This window comes from Micromonospora sp. I033 (genome assembly GCF_053890995.1).
The window spans coordinates 1-2,298 of record NZ_JBSSLX010000376.1; the positions used below are offsets into that span (position 1 = coordinate 1).

Consider the following 2,298-nt stretch of genomic DNA (forward strand, 5'->3'; position numbering starts at 1 on the left):
GCGAGGTCACGCCAGGGGGGCGGCGACGCCTCCAGAGGTACGGGGAGAATGGGAGTTCCGGGCGGGAGGAGCGCGACGTGCACGAGCGGGCGGCGGAGTTCGAGGCGGAACGCGGGCACCTGCTGGCGGTGGCCCAACGGATGCTGGGCAGCCGGAGCGAGGCCGAGGACGCGGTCCAGGAGACCTGGCTGCGCTACGCGGGCGCGCTGGCCGACCCGGCCGCCCGGGAACAGGTCCGTGACCTGCGCGGCTGGCTCACCACCACCTGCTCGCGGATCTGCCTGGACGTGCTCCGGTCCGCCAGGGTGCGCCGCGAGGCGTACCCCGGTCAGTGGCTGCCGGAGCCGGTGGTGAGCGCGGCGCCGACCGCGAACGGGTTCGCCCCCGACCCGGCCGAGCGGGCGGTCCGCACCGACCAGCTCGGCACCGCCCTGCTGGTGGTGCTGGAGCGGCTGACCCCCGAGCAGCGGGTGGCCTTCGTGCTGCACGACGTCTTCGCCGTGCCGTTCGCCACGGTCGCCGACGTGCTCGGCACCACACCGGCGGCCGCGCGGCAGCTCGCCTCCCGGGGCCGCCGCGCGGTCAGCGCGCCGGACGTCCCCCGGCACACCGCCGACCTGGCCGAGCAGCACAAGGTGCTCAGCGCGTTCGTGGCGGCGGTCGAGTCCGGGGAGCTGGACCGGCTGGTCGAGGTGCTCGCCCCCGACGTGGTGGTGATCGGCGACAGCGGTGGACACTTCCCGGCCGCCCGCCAGCCGGTGGCCGGCGCCGAGCTGGCGGGCCGCTTCATCCTGGGTCTCTTCGGCCAGGCCGCCCGCTGGGGCGCCCCTCTGCACGCCCGGCCGGTGCTCGTCGACGGCGCGCTGGGCTGGCAGGCGGAGACGGTGTTCCGCGACGGGCGGCCGCTGCGGATGATCACCTCGTTCGCCGTGCACGAGGGCCGGATCACCGGCGTGTTCAACCAGCTCAACCCGGAGAAGGTGACCCACCTGACCGGGGTGGGGCCCGACGAGGAGTGGCCGCCGCGCTACTGAGCCCGGCTCAGATCACCAGGGCCAGCCACTTCCGGTACGAGGTGGCGAACGGCTCGCTGCCGTCGCCGAGCGCGTCGAGCAGCCAGCGGGCCGCGGCCTCGGCCTCGGCCACCACGTCGTCGGGGTAGCCCCAGCGGGCCCGGTGCTCGGCGAACTCGTCCTCGTCGCGCAGCTCGACCAGGCCGGTCTCCCGGCGGCGCACGACGTCCAGGTCGAGGTCGATCAGGTGGACCGTCTCCTCGCCCTCCCAGCGGGCCGGGGTGGCGATGTCGCAGTAGACCTCGCTGGTGCGCGGGGGCGGGTTGAACATGCCGGTCCACCAGCCGTGCCGGGGCACCAGCAGGACGAACGGGATCTGCTCCACGGAGGGCCGGCCGTGGTAGACCGACTCGGTGCCGGCCGGCACGCCCAGCCAGACACCGAGGTCGTCCTCGGCGAGCCGGCGGGCCGGGTAGTCGCGGTGTGCGCTGCCGTCGTACTTGCGGTAGATCACGCGGACCACGTCGCTCGGCATGATTGGCACCCTAACCGATTCCGGCCACGCGACGCGATCGGCAGGTAACCGGACGCGACCCGCCGGCCACGCCACGCGGCGGAGCGACCCACCCCCTGTCGGCGGCGGCGGGTACGGTCGCACGGTGACCCCGCCCCGCACCGCCACCGGCCCCGCCGTCCCCAGGAAGCGCCGGGGCGGCAAGCCCGGCGGCGGCGAGCTGCTGGCCGCCGCGGTCGGCGCGGTCCCCGGCGGCGCGGCCCGCCCCGGCCAGCAGCAGATGGCCGAGGCGATCGAGCGGAGCATCGCCTCCCGCGAGCACCTGCTGGTGCAGGCCGGCACCGGCACCGGCAAGTCGCTGGCCTACCTGGCGCCGGCGCTGACCGTGGACGGCCCGGTGGTGGTCTCCACCGCCACCCTGGCGTTGCAGTCCCAGCTGGTCGAGCACGATCTGCCCCGGCTGGCCGACGCGGTCGAGCCGGTGCTCGGCCGCCGCCCCACCTTCGCCGTGCTCAAGGGGCGGCACCACTACCTCTGCCTGGCCCGGCTGGACAACTCGGTCGAGGAGGAGCCGGAGGACACCCTCTTCGACGCTCCGCGCCCCGGCGGCGGCACGAAGTGGCTCGGCGAGGCCGGCCGGCTGGGCAAGCAGATGCAGCGGCTGCGCGACTGGGCGGAGGAGACCGCCACCGGCGACCGCGACGAGCTGGACCCGGGCGTGGACGACCAGGTCTGGCGCAGCGTCTCGATGCCGGCCCGGGAGTGCGTGGG

At 75.7% G+C, this 2,298-nt stretch carries 3 protein-coding genes; 2 read left to right on the forward strand and 1 reads right to left on the reverse strand.

Annotation, left to right across the window (positions count from 1 at the left end; genetic code table 11):
- Window positions 1-140: 140 nt before the first annotated feature.
- Window positions 141-1,034: an RNA polymerase sigma factor SigJ gene (gene sigJ, locus ACW0Q9_RS30280; protein ID WP_456187156.1), complete on the forward strand. Its 894-nt coding sequence runs from the start codon at window positions 141-143 to the stop codon at window positions 1,032-1,034.
- A gap of 7 nt (window positions 1,035-1,041) precedes the next feature.
- Here sigJ and ACW0Q9_RS30285 read toward each other — a convergent pair whose 3' ends face one another.
- Window positions 1,042-1,548: a DUF402 domain-containing protein gene (locus ACW0Q9_RS30285; RefSeq protein ID WP_456187152.1), complete on the reverse strand. Its 507-nt coding sequence runs from the start codon at window positions 1,546-1,548 to the stop codon at window positions 1,042-1,044.
- A gap of 124 nt (window positions 1,549-1,672) precedes the next feature.
- On the opposite strand from ACW0Q9_RS30285, the gene ACW0Q9_RS30290 reads away from it, so the two are divergent.
- A partial coding sequence (locus ACW0Q9_RS30290; protein ID WP_456187154.1) for a DEAD/DEAH box helicase occupies window positions 1,673-2,298 on the forward strand: 626 nt, incomplete at its 3' end.